Source organism: Rhodococcus sp. WS3 (assembly GCF_003797085.1).
Classification (GTDB): domain Bacteria; phylum Actinomycetota; class Actinomycetes; order Mycobacteriales; family Mycobacteriaceae; genus Rhodococcus_F; species Rhodococcus_F globerula.
The window spans coordinates 1,295,869-1,311,973 of record NZ_RKMA01000003.1; the positions used below are offsets into that span (position 1 = coordinate 1,295,869).

15 protein-coding genes and 1 pseudogene are annotated in these 16,105 nt (G+C 61.5%); 10 read left to right on the top strand and 6 right to left on the bottom strand.

All coding sequences use genetic code 11. The features are described from left to right. The first annotated feature begins 166 nt into the window (after positions 1 to 166). The 5 genes from pdhA to EEB13_RS27260 all read left to right on the top strand — a co-directional run bounded on the left by pdhA (position 167) and on the right by EEB13_RS27260 (position 5,138). Positions 167 to 1,261, top strand: coding sequence for a pyruvate dehydrogenase (acetyl-transferring) E1 component subunit alpha (gene pdhA, locus EEB13_RS27240; RefSeq protein WP_141486622.1), 1,095 nt, complete (start codon positions 167 to 169; stop codon positions 1,259 to 1,261). Then, positions 1,258 to 2,235, top strand: coding sequence for an alpha-ketoacid dehydrogenase subunit beta (locus EEB13_RS27245; RefSeq protein ID WP_141486623.1), 978 nt, complete (start codon positions 1,258 to 1,260; stop codon positions 2,233 to 2,235). The genes pdhA and EEB13_RS27245 overlap by 4 nt, the downstream gene beginning before the upstream one ends. Then, entirely contained in the window at positions 2,232 to 3,245 is a 1,014-nt protein-coding gene (locus EEB13_RS27250) for a dihydrolipoamide acetyltransferase family protein (protein ID WP_141486624.1), read from the top strand. The genes EEB13_RS27245 and EEB13_RS27250 overlap by 4 nt, the downstream gene beginning before the upstream one ends. Positions 3,246 to 3,358: 113 nt before the next feature. Beyond that, positions 3,359 to 4,459, top strand: coding sequence for an MFS transporter (locus EEB13_RS27255; protein ID WP_245006186.1), 1,101 nt, complete (start codon positions 3,359 to 3,361; stop codon positions 4,457 to 4,459). Positions 4,460 to 4,499: 40 nt separating this feature from the next. Next, the gene (locus EEB13_RS27260) at positions 4,500 to 5,138 is read left to right on the top strand and encodes a hypothetical protein (RefSeq protein WP_092807509.1); all 639 of its coding nucleotides are present in this window, start codon (positions 4,500 to 4,502) and stop codon (positions 5,136 to 5,138) included. A gap of 58 nt (positions 5,139 to 5,196) precedes the next feature. Here EEB13_RS27260 and EEB13_RS27265 read toward each other — a convergent pair whose 3' ends face one another. From EEB13_RS27265 to EEB13_RS27275, 3 genes are read right to left on the bottom strand one after another with little or no spacing between them, the layout of a single operon-like run. After that, positions 5,197 to 6,627, bottom strand: coding sequence for an NAD(P)(+) transhydrogenase (Re/Si-specific) subunit beta (locus EEB13_RS27265; RefSeq protein WP_141486625.1), 1,431 nt, complete (start codon positions 6,625 to 6,627; stop codon positions 5,197 to 5,199). Beyond that, positions 6,627 to 6,950: an NAD(P) transhydrogenase subunit alpha gene (locus tag EEB13_RS27270; protein WP_138872692.1), complete on the bottom strand. Its 324-nt coding sequence runs from the start codon at positions 6,948 to 6,950 to the stop codon at positions 6,627 to 6,629. The genes EEB13_RS27265 and EEB13_RS27270 overlap by 1 nt, the downstream gene beginning before the upstream one ends. Beyond that, a complete protein-coding gene (locus EEB13_RS27275) occupies positions 6,950 to 8,059 on the bottom strand; it encodes a Re/Si-specific NAD(P)(+) transhydrogenase subunit alpha (RefSeq protein WP_045071404.1) in 1,110 nt (369 codons plus the stop codon). The genes EEB13_RS27270 and EEB13_RS27275 overlap by 1 nt, the downstream gene beginning before the upstream one ends. 295 nt (positions 8,060 to 8,354) lie before the next feature. Between EEB13_RS27275 and EEB13_RS27280 the strand changes: the two are divergent. After that, positions 8,355 to 8,699, top strand: a pseudogene (locus EEB13_RS27280) (DUF488 domain-containing protein); the annotation flags it as partial. 7 nt (positions 8,700 to 8,706) lie between these two features. Here the strand turns inward: EEB13_RS27280 and EEB13_RS27285 are convergent. Beyond that, complete coding sequence (locus EEB13_RS27285; protein ID WP_141486627.1) at positions 8,707 to 10,245, bottom strand: AMP-binding protein; 1,539 nt, start codon at positions 10,243 to 10,245, stop codon at positions 8,707 to 8,709. Positions 10,246 to 10,407: 162 nt separating this feature from the next. Between EEB13_RS27285 and EEB13_RS27290 the strand changes: the two genes are divergently transcribed. Beyond that, the gene (locus EEB13_RS27290) at positions 10,408 to 11,226 is read left to right on the top strand and encodes a maleylpyruvate isomerase family mycothiol-dependent enzyme (protein WP_141486628.1); all 819 of its coding nucleotides are present in this window, start codon (positions 10,408 to 10,410) and stop codon (positions 11,224 to 11,226) included. A 13-nt stretch (positions 11,227 to 11,239) separates the two neighbouring features. After that, the gene (locus tag EEB13_RS27295) at positions 11,240 to 11,881 is read left to right on the top strand and encodes a Type 1 glutamine amidotransferase-like domain-containing protein (RefSeq protein WP_141486629.1); all 642 of its coding nucleotides are present in this window, start codon (positions 11,240 to 11,242) and stop codon (positions 11,879 to 11,881) included. Positions 11,882 to 11,904: 23 nt separating this feature from the next. Here the strand turns inward: EEB13_RS27295 and EEB13_RS27300 are convergent, their stop codons facing one another. Then, positions 11,905 to 12,234 (bottom strand): hypothetical protein, encoded by a 330-nt coding sequence (locus EEB13_RS27300; RefSeq protein ID WP_033236037.1) that lies wholly within the window; start codon positions 12,232 to 12,234, stop codon positions 11,905 to 11,907. 559 nt (positions 12,235 to 12,793) lie between these two features. On the opposite strand from EEB13_RS27300, the gene EEB13_RS27305 reads away from it, so the two are divergent. After that, positions 12,794 to 13,069 carry a GNAT family N-acetyltransferase gene (locus EEB13_RS27305; protein WP_045071408.1) on the top strand — a complete coding sequence of 92 codons (276 nt, stop codon included), beginning with the start codon at positions 12,794 to 12,796 and terminating at the stop codon, positions 13,067 to 13,069. A 134-nt stretch (positions 13,070 to 13,203) separates the two neighbouring features. Beyond that, complete coding sequence (locus tag EEB13_RS27310; RefSeq protein WP_261984651.1) at positions 13,204 to 14,451, top strand: MFS transporter; 1,248 nt, start codon at positions 13,204 to 13,206, stop codon at positions 14,449 to 14,451. Positions 14,452 to 14,454: 3 nt separating this feature from the next. On the opposite strand, the gene EEB13_RS27315 is transcribed toward EEB13_RS27310, so the two are convergent. Continuing rightward, positions 14,455 to 16,023 carry a carboxylesterase/lipase family protein gene (locus EEB13_RS27315; protein ID WP_141486630.1) on the bottom strand — a complete coding sequence of 523 codons (1,569 nt, stop codon included), beginning with the start codon at positions 16,021 to 16,023 and terminating at the stop codon, positions 14,455 to 14,457. Positions 16,024 to 16,105: the final 82 nt, after the last annotated feature.

Genomic DNA, 16,105 nt, shown 5'->3' on the forward strand with positions numbered 1-16,105 from the left:
GGAAACTGTGACGGTCTGTCCCTCTTCGAAACCCGCAAGTACTTGCGGATTCTGCGTCGAGGGGGATGCTGGAAGTACAGCACTGAAAAACTGAATATCGCATCGGGATTGCTCGAATCGCCCACAAGGCGCGTCGGGCAGGAGCAGAAACCGAGGTGAACTCACGATGATCGACAACCTCGATTATCCAGTCCAACTCATTCAACCGGACGGCGCGCGGGTGTGCCGACCGGAATACGACCGTCTGATCGCAAACCTGGATCGAGACGATTACCTGTCGTTGTACCGCGACCTCGTGATCAGTCGCCGAATCGACACCACCGCGGTAACACTTCAACGCCAAGGCGAAATCGGTTTATGGGCACCGCTCTTGGGCCAGGAAGCCGCGCAGGTCGGATCAGCACGCGCTCTGGAGCCTGACGATTTTGCATTCACCTCCTATCGTGAGCACGCCGTCGCCTACTGCCGCGGAGTTCCGCCCCACGCGCTGACGGTCTTGTGGCGCGGGTGTGCCCATTCTGCCTGGGACCCAGAAGAATTCAATGTGACCAACCCGGCAATCGTTGTCGGATCCCAGGGACTTCACGCAACAGGCTACGCACTGGGTGCTCACCTCGACGGCGCAGAAATCGCCACCATCGCCTATTTTGGTGACGGCGCCACCAGCCAGGGCGATATCGCCGAAGCACTGGGATTTGCCGCCAGCTTCCGCGCCGGTGTTGTCTTCTTCTGTCAGAACAATCAGTGGGCCATCAGCGAACCGGTCTCACTGCAGTCCCGCACACCGATCTCGCACCGCGCCGACGGCTACGGCATCCCGTCGTATCGCGTTGACGGAAATGACGTACTCGCTGTCCTGGCAGTCACTCGGAAGGCGCTGGCCCACGCCCGTGAGGGAAGCGGGCCGACGTTCATCGAAGCGATCACCTGCCGCATGGGTCCACACACCACCTCCGACGATCCATCGAGGTACCGCTCCGACACGGACATGGCGCAGTGGCGGGCCCGCGATCCGATCGAGCGGATGCGGTTGTTTCTCACCTCGCGCGGACTTCTCGATGACAAGGTAGCCACCGAGATTGCCTCGGCTGCCGACGAAGTCGATTCCGTTCTACGACGCAACACAATCGGCTTTCCTGATCCACCGCCCTCGGCACTGTTCGATCACGTCTACACCGGACCCCATCCGTTGATCGATCACGAACGTGCGCAGCACCAGGAGTATCTGGCAAGTTTCGACAATCAGGAGGTCGTGTCATGACGCTCGTCAATCTGGTGACCGCCCTCAACACCGGGCTACGACGCGCACTCGAGAGTGACCCCCACGTCGTGATCCTCGGCGAGGATGTCGGCCGGCTCGGCGGCGTTTTCCGGGTCACCGATGCACTGCAGAAGGATTTTGGCGAGAACCGAGTCATCGACATGCCACTCGCCGAATCCGGCATCGTGGGAACTGCTTTCGGCCTGGCGCTGCGCGGCTACCGGCCGGTGTGCGAAATACAGTTCGACGGATTTGTCTACCCGGCCTTCGACCAGATCGTCTCGCAAGTCGCGAAGATCCACTACCGCACCCAGGGACGCGTGCGCGCACCCATCACGATTCGCATTCCCAGCGGCGGCGGAATCGGTGCCGTAGAACATCATTCGGAATCACCGGAGGCCTACTTCGCCCACACTGCGGGGCTGAGGGTGGTGTACCCGAGCAATCCGGCCGACGGGTTCCACATGATCCGGCAAGCCGTCGAGTCCGACGATCCGGTGGTATTCCTCGAACCGAAGCGGCGCTACTGGGACTCGGCTGAGGTGGATCTGAGAGCGGAACCGCCACTGCCACTGCACAGTGCGCGGGTAATCCGCCCCGGCAGCGATGCCACTGTTGTTGCCTACGGATCTATGGTGGCTACAGCCTTGGAAGCAGCGGACATCGCCGAGGACGAAGGCCATCACCTCGAAGTGATCGACCTTCGATCACTCTCCCCGATCGACTTCGACACGCTCGACAAGTCGGTACGACGGACCGGGCGGCTTGTCATCGTCCACGAAGCACCGATGTTTCTCGGGATGGGCGCCGAAATCGCCGCGCATGCCGCATACGAGTGCTTCTACGACCTCAGGGCTCCTGTGCGACGCGTGACGGGTTTCGACATCCCCTATCCCCCAGCCAAACTCGAACAGTTCCACCTACCGGACGCGGATCGAATCCTCGACGCACTCGATGAAGTGCTGGCCGCATGACTACCGCGGAGTTCCGACTTCCCGATCTCGGTGAGGGTCTCACAAGCGCCGAATTGGTGTCGTGGCACGTTGATGTCGGCGAACACGTGCGCATCGATCAGGTGATTGCCGACGTCGAAACCGCCAAGGCACAAGTCCAAATTCCGTCGCCGTACGCCGGAGTTGTCACCGAACTTCTTGCCGAACCCGGCGAGTCCGTGCCAGTGGGGGCGGCGATCATTCGCATCGAGAGTACGGACCCGGCTGGTGCGAATGTGTCGACTCCGCCTGTCCTGGTCGGCTACGGTCCGGCGACGGCTCATGCAAGCCGCCGACGCAAGCGAGTCCCGCCCGCACCCGCGCAGCACAGAGAGATGGCACGGGCGATGACCGGCAGCGCCCGCGCACCCCAGGCAACGGTATTCGTCACGATCGACGTCACCGCGTCGATGGAACTATTAGACACACTGCGCACATCCGCAGACTTCGAGAACTGCTCGGTCACGCCGTTGACTCTTGCCGCGAAATCTCTGGTGACTGCCATCGCGTCGCACCCGAGTATCAATGCGACGTGGGATGAGGCGGCCGAACGCAGTGTTGTGCATCCACGGATCAATCTGGGGATTGCCGTGGCGTCGGACCGCGGACTCCTCGTTCCCAACATCAAAGACGCAGGCAGCCTGACACTACGAGAAATCGCACGCCTCATCACCGAACTGACGTCGACGGCCCGCGCCGGCCGAACCGACGTCGAACATCTCACCGGCGGCACGGTCACGATCACCAATGTCGGGGTCTTCGGCGTCGACGGTGGTGTTGCACTCCTCAATCCGGGCGAGGCTGCCATCCTCGCTCTGGGGAGCGTGAACGAGCGACCGTGGGTTCGCGGCGGGCAGATTGTCATTCGACATGTTGCGACGCTCTCGCTGACATTCGACCATCGCGCCCTCGACGGACAACAGGCGTCGCAGTTCCTCACGCTCGTGGCGTCGATGCTCGCCGACCCCGCGGTCCTACTCGCCCATCTGTGACGCACTCTCAGCCCTGGCAGACTGTCACGGTGAGCATCGCCCCCTCTCCCACTCTGATTCGCGCACGCGCCGGCATTTTCGGCATCTTCGGTATCAACGGCTTCCTGCTCGCGATGTGGGTGGTGCACATCCCGTCGATCGAGCACCGCGTCGGCATCAGCCACTCCACGCTGGGGTCTCTGCTTCTCCTGCTTGCCGTGGGCGCCATTGCCGGCATGCAGCTCAGTGGCCCGCTCGCCGACCGCTACGGGAGCCGAAGGATGGTAATCCTGGCGGGAACCGGCCTGTCCGCCGCCGTGCTCGGTCCGGGATTTGCCACCAACGCGTGGCAATTGGGCGCTGCACTGGTGGCTTTCGGTTTTGCCAACGGTGCCTTGGATGTCTCGATGAATTCCCAAGCTGTCGAGGCCGAACAGTTGTACCGGCGGCCGATCATGTCCGCGTTCCACGGCATGTTCTCTGTTGGCGGAGTGGTGGGTTCGGTCATCGGAGCGGGCACTCTGGCACTCGGCCTTGCACCCTCCGTTACGCTGACCGCCGCATCACTGGTCGGCTTTGGTGCCGTCACAATCTGCTCCCGGCCACTGCTGCCCCGTGCCCTGCACCACGCCGACGACGTCGCAACGGAACAACCGCACGGCCACTTCTCTGCCAAGGTGCTTGCACTGGGCGCACTGGCGTTTGTCCTCATGCTCGCCGAAGGTGTGGCAAACGATTGGAGTGCACTACAAGTCAAGGAAGATCTCGGCGTCTCGAATGCCGTTGCAGCCCTGTCCTTCGGAGCTTTCTCGGCGATGATGACAGTCGGCCGATTCACGGCAGATCGAATCAGTGCCGCACTCGGCCCCGTCGCGGTTGTTCGCTACGGCGCCATGATCGCTTCGGTGGGAATGTTGACAGTCGTTCTGTCCGGGTGGCTTCCGCTCACGCTGTTCGGCTGGGCACTCTTCGGCGCCGGACTGTCCGGATGCATCCCCCAGATCTTCACGACCGCCGGCAACCTGGGCTCAGGATCTGCTGGTACCAACATGTCTCGGGTTGTGGGTTTGGGCTACATCGGGTTTCTTGCCGGCCCCGCGACGATCGGCTGGGCGACACAGATTGTGCCACTCACCACAGCGATGCTCATCCCACTTCTCTGTGTGCTGGTCGCAGCACTGTCCGCCGGTGTCGTTCGTCGCGATTCTTCGACCACCCACCGAGATCACAGCTGATCCTCACGCTTGTCACAGACAAAGCAGGGATGCTGGACATGTGACCGTCTCGACCTCCGCCCCCCACTCCCCGTCCGCTACAACCCGCTTCCTCGCCCTTGCCGCATTGTGTGCCGCAGCGCTCGGTATTTTGTACTTTCTCCGACCTGATTCACCGACGGTCACTGTTCCGGAATCGTTGAGATCCATTGCCGATCAGATCGTCCGCATCGTGGACGTCACGGCGGTATTGACGGCCACCGCCGCCCTCGCCGCGGTATCGATGATCCGCACATTGCCGTACGGTATCGGCGCCATACTCATGCTCGGGGTGGGCGCAAATCTGACCAGTGCTGCGCTGGGTTCATGGCTCACGGATGCGCCGACGGCCTTGCTTCCCAGCGGGCATGTTGTTGCCGCAGCAGCGTTGTACGGTTCGGCTGTTCTGATCTCTGCGCCGCGGTGGCGACCCGTCATTGTCGGACTGGGCATCTCAGGAGTTGCCGCGGTCGCGGTCAGTGTGGTCGCCACCGAGATGAGCGGAATATTCGGTGTGGTTGCCGGACTCCTGATCGCAGCAGCCTGGGGTTGTGTGGCAGCCATTCTGATGGAGCACTCGCCGGTCGCCGCGAAACGTGAAGCAGCACGACCGGATACGGCAGCCATCGCATTCTCCCGCGATCGGAGCATCCACCTGTAAACCGAAAGGGCGCCTACTCACCCTCGTGAGTAGGCGCCCTTTTCTGAAGCAGAAAAACTTACAGAGCCTTGAGTTCTTCCGTGACCTCGGCGACGGACTTCTTCGCGTCACCGAAGAGCATCGACGTGCCCTCGGCGAAGAACAGCGGGTTGTCGATACCGGCGAAGCCGGAGTTCATCGAACGCTTGAGCACGATGACGGACTTCGACTGATCCACGTTCAGGATCGGCATACCGTGAATCGGCGAGTTCGGATCATTACGCGCCGACGGGTTGGTGACGTCGTTCGCGCCGATCACCAACGTGACGTCGGTGCGGGAGAACTCGTCGTTGATGTCGTCCATTTCCTTCATCGCGTCGTACGAGACATCCGCCTCGGCGAGAAGAACATTCATGTGACCGGGCATACGACCGGCAACGGGGTGAATGGCGTACTTGACCTCGACGCCCTTCGACTCGAGCAACTTCGCCATGTCCTTGACGGCGTGCTGAGCCTGCGCCACGGCCAAACCGTAACCGGGAACCACGATCACCTGATTGGCGTACGCCATCTGGATAGCAGCATCGGCCGCGGAGGTCGCCTTCGCGGTGCGCACGACACCGTCGGAGGATGCGGCTTCTCCGCCGCCGCCACCGAAGCCGCCGGCAACAATCGCCGGGATGGAACGGTTCATGGCCTTCGCCATGAGGTTGGTCAAGATGGTGCCCGACGCGCCGACGATCATGCCGGCCACGATCATGGCCTGGTTGTCGAGCGCCAAACCTGCTGCAGCAGCCGACAAACCGGTGAGGGCGTTGAGCAGCGAGATCACGACGGGCATGTCGGCGCCGCCGATAGGCAGCACCACCATCAAGCCGAGGATGCCCGAGAGCACGAGGACACCGACGATCCAGAGGGAACTGGTCGGGCCTTCCGGGGAGATCGCCTTGATACCGATGATCACTGAGAACGCAACAGCGGCGATGAGCAGCAGAGCGTTGAGGGGTTGCTGCAACTTGCCGATGCCGATCGGACGACCCGGCAAAGTTTCCTGCAACTTCAGGAACGCAATCACGCTGCCCCAGAAGGAGATCGAACCGATCACGGCAGCAAAGAGCGATGCGATGACGATGTGCACCGTCGGGGACTCACCGTGCTTGAACGCCGTGAAACCATCGGAGTCCAGGAATTCTGCGTACGCGATCAACGCGACGGTACCGCCGCCGACACCGTTGAACAGTGCCACCAGCTGCGGCATGGCCGTCATCTTCGTGCGCAGCGCCGGCGGAACACCGAGCACAACGCCGATGATCAGACCGGCTGCGATGAGGATCCAGTTCCCCATCTCCGTGTCACGGATGGAGATCAGAGTCGCGATGACGGCGATGAGCATGCCGACTGCGGCGATCTGGTTGCCGCGCACCGCGGTCTTCGGGCCGGTAAGACCCATGAGACCGTAGATGAACATCGAGAACGCGACAATGTACAAACCATTGACCAGGTATTCCATTACTGGTCACCATCCTTCGAAACAGCCTTGGCGGCGGGCTTGGCCTTGAACATCGCCAGCATGCGGTCCGTGACCACAAAGCCACCGACAACGTTGACCGTTCCGAAGACAAGTGCGACAAACAAGATGATCTGCAACCCGATGGACGGATCGTGCACCTTGCCCAAAACCACGAGCGCGCCGAGAACGACGATGCCGTGGATGGCGTTGGTACCCGACATCAGCGGGGTGTGCAGAGTGTTCGGGACCTTCGAGATCACCGCGAAACCGACGAACCCGGACAACACCAGGATCGCGATATTCGACAACAACGATGTGTACATCAGGCGCCCTTCTCTTCACGGGTGACGCACGCACCGGCCAGTACCTCGTCGGAGAAATCGGGCGCGAGTGCGCCTTCCACCAACATCAGTTCGATCAGCGCGGAAATGTTCTTCGAGTACAGCTCCGAGGCATGCTCGGGCATCGACGCCGGCAAATTCAGCGGCGAGCAAATCGTGACGCCATGCTTGACGACGGTCTGACCCGGCTCGGTCAACTCGCAGTTTCCACCCGTCTCACCGGCAAGGTCCACGACAACACTGCCGGGCTTCATACCCTCCACAGCGGCCGCGGTCACAAGACGCGGAGCGGGACGACCCGGAACCAACGCCGTGGTGATCACAACGTCGAATCCCTTGATGGCGTCTTCGAGAGCCTGCTGCTGCTTCGCGCGCTCGTCGTCGGTGAGCTCACGGGCGTATCCGCCCTCACCGGCTGCGTCGATACCGAGATCGAGCCACTGAGCGCCCACCGAGCGCACCTGATCGGCTACCTCAGGTCGCACGTCGTAGCCGGTGGCGCGGCCACCGAGACGCTTGGCCGTGGCCAGTGCCTGCAGACCTGCAACACCGACACCGAGAACAAGCACCGTCGCGGGCTTGACCGTACCGGCGGCCGTGGTGAGCATCGGGAAGAATCGCGTCGACTCCGACGCCGCCAGCAACACAGCCTTGTAACCGGACACATTTGCCTGCGAGGACAGAGCGTCCATCACCTGGGCGCGGGAAATACGCGGAATAGCCTCGACCGCATATCCCTCGATCCCGGCAGCCTTGAGCTCGGCGATGCGGTTGTCCGCGTTGCGCGGGTTCAGGAACCCGATCAACTTGGCTCCGGAGCTGATCTTGCCGATCTCGTCCGACGACGGCGGCGCGACCTTGACAACAACATCAGCGGTCCACGGATCGCCGATCTTCGCACCGGCAGCGGTGTACAGCTCGTCCGGGATCAACGCACCCAGACCGGCACCGGACTCGACAACAACGTCGACGCCCTTCCCGATCAGAGCCGCCACGATCTTCGGCACCAACGCGACCCGACGCTCACCGTCACTCGACTCCCGAGGGACGCCGACCGACGGACGCACTTGTGCGCTCTTCGATGTTTCCATTTGTTCCATTACCTTCTGCGGTTGGTGGTTCGCCTGCTGCGATGAGCGGCGGCCAACATGGGATGAGCGGAAGATGACCCGCTTTTGGGTGAATGGTGACTGATACTAGCCAGACTTCTCCGTGGAAAGTGAACACGGAGAACTACTTTCTTCATCTGAATCGAGTCCGAACAGTATCTTTACCTAGATACAAGTCATTATAATGTGAGCCCCATCACATCGGGGTGTCGACCTATTCCACGATGTGAACCACAATCGATGCATGAGGTGTCGATCGTGAAGCGTCGGACATTTCGTAGAACGGGTCTACGAAATGTCCGACGCCGAAAAGTCAGTGCGACTGTTAGTGGATCGACTCTGGCCGCGCGGGATACGACGCGACGAGTTGCCGTTCGACGACTGGGCCAAGGAATTGGCACCCTCTACCGAACTACGAAAGTGGTACGGCCACGACGCGACTCGCTTCGACACGTTTTCCGCGAAATATCTCGCAGAACTCGACGCACGTCCCGTCCGCGAGTACCTGGAGCGCGTCACACCCACAGCGGACACGCGCCCCATCGTGCTGCTCACGGCGAGCAAGGACCTCGCCCACAGCCACGCGTCGGTACTGGCCGACTATCTCCGCACAATCGTGTAACGATTGGTCAACTATTCACATAGTGGGATCGCAGTTTGTGCTTGACAAGTTTTCCCGTGGCAGTTCGAGGCAATTCGTCGGCGAAGTCGATGGAACGCGGCGCCTTGAAATGCGAAACGCGGTCGCGCACGTACTTCAGCAATTCTTCGGCGACATCTGCCGAAGGTTCAATTCCGTCTACTAACTGGACGACGGCCTTGACTTGTTCGCCCATCTCCTCGTCGGGAACTCCGATTACCGCGACGTCGAAAACCTTCGGATGGAGAGTCAGAACATTCTCCGACTCCTGCGGATAGATATTGACGCCACCCGAAATAATGGTGAATGCCGCCCGGTCGGTCAGATAGAGGAACCTCTCGTCGTCGATGTACCCGATGTCGCCGCTCGTGGTCCAGTTCGGATGATCGGGGTGCTGCGCGGACGCAGTTTTCTCCGGATCGTTGTGATAGCGGAACGGCAGCTTCTCACGTTCCCAGAAGACTGTGCCGATCTCACCGACGGGAAGGTCCGCGCCGGAATCGTCGCAGATATGGACAATTCCCATTACTCCGTCGCGACCGACCGAACCTGGGTGCGACAGCGACTGCTCACTGTTGATGAATGTCGCGCCCGCGCCTTCCGTCGACGCGTAGTACTCGTTGATCACCGGACCCCACCAGTCGATCATCGACGCCTTGACCTCCGGCGGGCACGGCGCCGCGGCATGAATGGCCACCTTCATACTCGACACGTCGTATCCGAGTCGTGTCTCCTCGGGCAGTTTGAGCATCCGCACAAACATCGTCGGCACCCACTGGCTGTGCGTGACGCCGTACTCGCCGATCAGAGACAGCGCCGTCTCGGCGTCGAAGCTGTCCATCAAGATCACAGTGCCGCCCACCGAGTTGATGACTCCGCAGAACCGCAGCGGCGCAGCATGATAGATCGGCGCCGGGCACAAATAGACTGTGCTGGAATCGAATCCGTACATCGGTGCAAACACCGCGGTGAACGGATCCATCGTTACGTCGACCTCGCCTTCCGGGAGGTCTCCCTTGATCCCTTTGGGGCGACCGGTTGTTCCCGAGGAATACAGCATGTCGGTGCCGCGGGGTTGCGAATCCAAAGGCTCCGTCGATTGCGCCGAGACAGCCGCGTCGTAGTCCTCGAATCCCGCCAGCTCACCCCCGTACGCCAATCTGTGGAGAACTCGCGGCGTCAGCGCCGGATCTGTCGGAACAGCGTGTGCTGCTCCAGCGGACGCGATCAGTACTTTCGCCTCGCAATCGTCGACGATGTACGCCGACTCCTGCGCCGTCAGGTGACAGTTGACTGCGGTGATGTAGAAGCCGGACCGCAGTGCGGCCCAATACACTTCGAACGCACGCAAGTCGTTGTTCGATATGAGCGCAACATGATCGCCAGGCTTCATCCCCAGCCCGCGCAGATGCCGGGCGAGTGCGATCGACCGCTCGTCGAGTTCCCGGTACGTGATCGACTCACCGGTCGACGGACGGATGATCGCCGGCTTGTCCGGTGTGGAAGCAACAAAATTTCCAGGAAACACGCGCACTCCTCAATCAGCTTCTCGTCCGTCCACCCCGGTCTATCACAAGGCGGCGCGGTCCGATTCGATTTCGGCAGAACGGCACCGTTGGCTCGGCGGCCGAACTTTCTCGCCCTACAGTGAGAAGTCAGTGAACCATCGAAATCTACGGAGAAAAGTCTTATGAGCGACTGGCCCCAGGAATCCGTCACCGGTTTGTTGATCGAGCAATGGCAGGTCATCGACTCGCTTCTGTCCGCCCTCGACGGCGACGCCTGGTTCTCCCCCACCAATCTGCCGGGGTGGACGGTGCACGACATCACCGCGCACCTGATCGGAACCGAATCGCTGCTCTCGGGAATCGAACCGCCGACCACAGACGTCAACGTTCACGCCCTCCCCCACGTTCACAACGAGATCGGCGCATTCAACGAGCGCTGGGTCGAGGGACTTCGACGGGTCCCGTCGCCGCAACTACTCGAGCAGTACCGCGAGATCACGTCTGCTCGCACCGCTACCCTTCGCACTTTGAGCGAATCCGATTGGAATGCAGAGTCTTCCACTCCCGTCGGCCCGGCGCCGTACGGCCGCTTCATGCGAATCCGATTGTTCGACTGCTGGCTACACGAGCTCGACATCCGCGACGCCATCAGGGCTCCCGGAGACGAGGGCGGTCCGCGCGCGGAAATGGCGTTCAAGGAAATCTCGAGTTCCCTCGGATTTGTTGTCGGCAAACGGGGCAAGGCACCGGACGGCTCGCGCATCACCTTCGATCTCGGCGGCCCGCTGACCCGCGAACTACACATCGCCGTCGACGGTCGCGCCGCTCTGGTTCCCACGCTCGATGGGCCACCCACCGTGACCGTGCGGATGAGTTCGGCGCTCTTCACGAGACTTGCCTGCGGACGGGTCCGCGCGGCTGATCATCTTGACGAGGTCACGATCGTAGGCGATCACGCGCTCGGCAAACGCATCCTCGACAACCTTGCGTTCACGATCTGAACCACGCCGTCCGATGAAGTTGTTCCTGGCGTCGTACCGGTTCGGCGACCACCACACACGGTTCGCGGAACTGGTCGGCCCTGGCGCTCGGATCGCCGTCATCGCGGCGGCCGCAGACGCTTGGCCGGCAGCCGCCCGAGCGTCCGCGGTTACCAGCGAACTGACACCACTACGCCGAGCGGGATACGACGCCGAGGAACTCGACATCCGCGACTACGCTCACTCACCCGACGCACTGGAGCGCGCACTGCGGACGTTCGACTGCGTCTGGGTCCGCGGCGGAAATACCTTTGTCCTGCGGGCGCAGTTAGCGCGGACGGGAGCGGACGACGTCCTCGAACGCCTTGTCCGTAATGGAGATCTTGCCTACGCGGGATACAGCGCCGGCGCTGCTGTGGCCACACCGACCTTGACCGGGTTGGACGTCACCGATGATCCCTCCGATGTACTGGCCACGTGCGGAATCGAGCCGGTGTGGACCGGGCTCGGACTCGTCGATTTCGCGATTGTTCCGCACGGCGGTGGTTCTGTACTCGAGGATCCTGCGGCCACGGCACGAACAGTCGCCATACTTACAAAAGAACGGATTCCGTTTAGGGTGCTGAGCGATCAGCAGGTTGTGGTTGTCGACGGCGGCGAGGCAGACGTCATCTGACGACCTCAGTCGTCAGTTGCCCTTCAACCGTGCTCGGCGACGGGCGCCGGGTGAACGCTATGTGACTGGCGATCGAGTCGCGCCCACGCGATTTCCCACCGCTTGACCGACACTTCGTCCGCATCTTCGAGGAGCGCGTCGAGAAGGAGTCGTGGGTTCTTGTGCCACGCGAGTTCTGCCGCTCGAACCTCGGCCGCGGAAAAGAGTCCGGATGCCGCAAGGTCGCGGATCCAGTCATCGATCTCGCCGCGGTGAATGCGTGCAATCGTCTCGTATCCGATGTGCTCATCGAGGAAGTCGTACGAAAATATTGCAGCCAGGTAACTGTTCGACTCACGCTGTCCGAAAATCATGTGCGTTCCTTCCTCGAAGTGTTCGACGACGATGTGACGACTGCCCGTTGCCTGGATACACCCGAGACCTTTTTTCCGGTGACCCTGTAACGCTTCGTTTATCCCCGACGATGCACACGCTAACCCCCCAAGGCTTCGTTTGGGTTGCGCTCTGGAAAACGTTGCCGTGTCAGTGCCTATTCGAGACCTAAGGCCATCGCCTTCACGACATTGGTCCATATCTGGAGCCAGTCGGCCTGACCTGCGATTTGCCCGTTTTTTCGGCCCCCATGAGAGCAACACGCCCGGTTGCGAAAAAATCTTTTTCAACTATCTCATCAGGTGGGATCGTTACGGTAGCAAATCACGTGTATCGCCGTTTTCCCAGGCATCTTCACACCAAGAATCCCTAGTACACAGCCTATTTCTGACGACACAACGCCCTACACGATCAGCTTTGAACGGCTGTCCAATTGGGCGAGCAGCAATCGAAGAGCGCTGACTCGAAGCGCCTCCCGCGCCGTCCACAGACCCGGGTACCGTCGAGGAGACATCCCTCACCGATACGGAGCCACCAACAATGACCGACAAGATCGTGCACAACGTCGACGAGAGCCGCTTCGATATTTATTCGGACGACGAACTCGCAGGTTTTGCGGAGTATTCCGAATCGGATGGTGTGCGCGATTTCCACCACACCGTCACCTACCCGCAGTTCCGTGGCCGTGGGCTCGCTGCCGTCGTCGTGCGGCAAGCCCTCACACAAACGCAGTCGGACGGCAAGAAGATCGTCCCATCCTGCTCGTACGTCGAAAAGTTCGTCGCGCAGAATCCGGAGTTTCAGATCCTCCTGTAACTCGCTTGTTGCCTCGGGGATAACTGACCCCGAGGCCGAGCGAGCCGTCAAAAATCAGTCGCGGACATGACGCGCGTCGGGCAGTGTTGGTGGAAACAGCACTTTTGCTGCCCCGCTGCCCGGAAGGAATGTCCGTGACTGTCACGCCCCGACTCGGACGCGCGGGCACGTCCGAACAGATCCACTACCTTCCGTTGGTTCTGATCAACCTCGCGACGCTGTTCTCCGCAATCGGAAACGGCATCTCCATGGTGGTCATCCCCTGGCTCGTTCTCGAGCGCACCGGGCGCGCCACCGACGCGGCAATTGTTGCCGGTGCCGCCGCCGTGCCACTACTGATCGCAAGTTTGTTCTCCGGCACTCTCGTCGATCGATTCGGTCGTCGGCGCACATCGCTGGTGTCCGACGCGTTGTCTGCTGTGTCGGCTTCGGCCATTCCCATCTTCGCGGTCACCTCAGGTCTGAGCATTCCGGTGATTGCCGCTCTCGCTGCGCTCGGTGCAACATTCGATCCGGCCGGCATGGCAGCGCGAGAATCGATGCTGCCGGCGGCGACGCGCGCCGCGGGGTGGAGGCTCGATCGGACCAACAGCCTGTACGAGGCGAACTACAACGTCGCGTATCTGATCGGTCCCGGAGTCGGCGGCGTCCTGATCGCCACGATCGGCGCGGTCAGCACCCTCTGGGTGACTGCGGCGGGGTTCGTGCTTTCGATCATCGTCGTTGCCTTCATCCGTCTGGCCGACGCCGGAACACCAGACCCCGGCCTACGTCCGGCGTCCATCTGGCACGGCACACTCGAGGGCTTGAAGTTCGTGTGGAACAACAAGCTTCTCCGAACTCTGGCACTGGTCGACATGGCCGTCGTGGCTCTGTACATGCCGGTGGAGAGTGTTGTTTTCCCCGTGTATTTCACCGAGCTCGATCAACCCGCACAGCTCGGGTCGGTGTTGATGGCGTTGGCGATCGGTGGAATCGTGGGCGCCTTGGCGTACGCGCCGCTTGCTCCCCTGATGTCTCGGCGACTGATCATGATCTGTGCAGTCGGCGTGCTCGGCGTTGCCATGCTCGCGATGGCCCTGCTCCCGCCGTTGTGGGTGATTCTGGTCCTGGCAGGCCTGCAAGGTCTTGTGTACGGCCCGGTGGGGCCGATAGCCAACTACGCCATGCAGACTCGCAGCCCCGAGCACATGCGAGGCCGGGTTGTCGGTGTGATGACGTCGACGGCCTACGCCGCCGGTCCACTCGGATACCTCGTTGTCGGCCCACTTCTCGATCAGCTCGGTATTGCATCAACCTTTGTGGCACTGTCGATTCCGATCGTTGTCATCGCGATCGTGTGCGCTGCGCTTCCGGTGCTGCGCGAACTCGATCACCCCTGACCGCTATTTGAATCCCATCACCTCGGTCCCCCAGGCGATGCGCAGCACCTCGTCAGCGTCGTGGACCAACGAGTCCGGCGAATCGATCAGTAGCGTGGATCGAGCCTCTTCGTCATACGGCGGCCAGTGTTTGGACCCGTCGAGCGCGGCCGGCACTCCATGCCGGGCAAATGCCAGCCACCGTCGTTGCATCCGACCGGCCACCTCCATTGCAGCCTTGCGTCCACCCAACCAGAATGTCGGATCGACGTCCAGGGTTCCGAAATTGCCGAAAACATACGGCAATTCGGTTGCGTGCCCAGCTCCGATGCGCGCGGCCTTGAGCATGGGCGTGGCGTGGTCGAATCGATAGAGCCACGTCGGCGAGTGCCGTGCATGCGCGTCGGCAATCCATAGTGTCGGCATCCGAAACGCCGCGTCACGCGAGAGCGCCAAGGCACCGCTGGGTTTGGCGTGATCAGGATAGGCGGACATGATCTCGGCCAGCCGCGTCGGCGAAATGTCCGGGTGGTCGTCGGCCAGCGCCTGCAGCATCGCCTCCACCGACTGCGCACTCACCGGCATCAACGGCGATTTCATGAATTTGAAGATCGACGCCTCGTCCTTGTTCGATCCGATGATCAGTGGGATTCTGTGGGCATACCCCTTCTGGAAAGCTGCAACGGGGTAGTGCGGCACCAGATCTCGATCCACCACTGGGGCCATGGCGAGGGTGCCTGGAATGCGGGTCGGGATTTCGTTGACCAGTTCGTCACCGGCCTTGATGATCAGTTCGAGATCGGCGTCGATCAGATCGCCGGCATCGACTGGGGCAATCGAAATAAGTTCGAGGAAGCGGAGTGCCACCGAGCGCGCGCGATCACGTCCGTATACCGATGTGGCCGGCGGGCTTTGAGCGATCGCGCGATGAAATAGGCCTTCGGCTGTTGGGCACGTCATCAACGTCGTGATGGAACCGGCACCCGACGACTCCCCGAATACCGTCACCTCACCCGGGTCACCGCCAAACGCAGCAATGTTGTCGCGCACCCACTCGAGCGCTGCAATCTGGTCGCGCAAGCCACAATTCGACTCGAACACCACGTCCGGTGTCGAGAAGGAAGACAAGTCAAGGAACCCCATCGCGCCGACGCGGTAGTTGAACGAGACGAGAACAACGTCACCGGTCTCCGCCAGGTGCCGACCGTCGTAGATGCTTTGGGCTGCCGAACCCAGACAATAGGCACCGCCGTGAATCCACACCATGACCGGCCGCGGCGTGCCGTCTGGTCGTGGCGCCCACACATTGACAGACAGACAATCCTCGTCGACCACAAACGCCCGATCTATCGGCACCGCCGGGCTTTGCCCCTGCGGTGCGATGGGACCGAAGGCGCGGCCATCCCGCACGCCGTCCCATGGTTCGGCCGGTAGTGGCGCTCGGAACCTTCGCTCCCCGGTCGGGGCGGCCGCGTACGGGATACCCTTCCAGGCGAAAACCGAACCATCGGCATATCCCCGGACGTCACCGGCTGGGGTATGGACGACAAGGGTGCTCTGGCCTGTGTCTCCCGGTCGAATCTCGGTGTCCATGCCTGAATCTCCTCACGACCTCGACTTTGAGAGAATCTGTCCCAAACCTACCAATTTCCGAGAGGTGGGGACGAGCAACGAA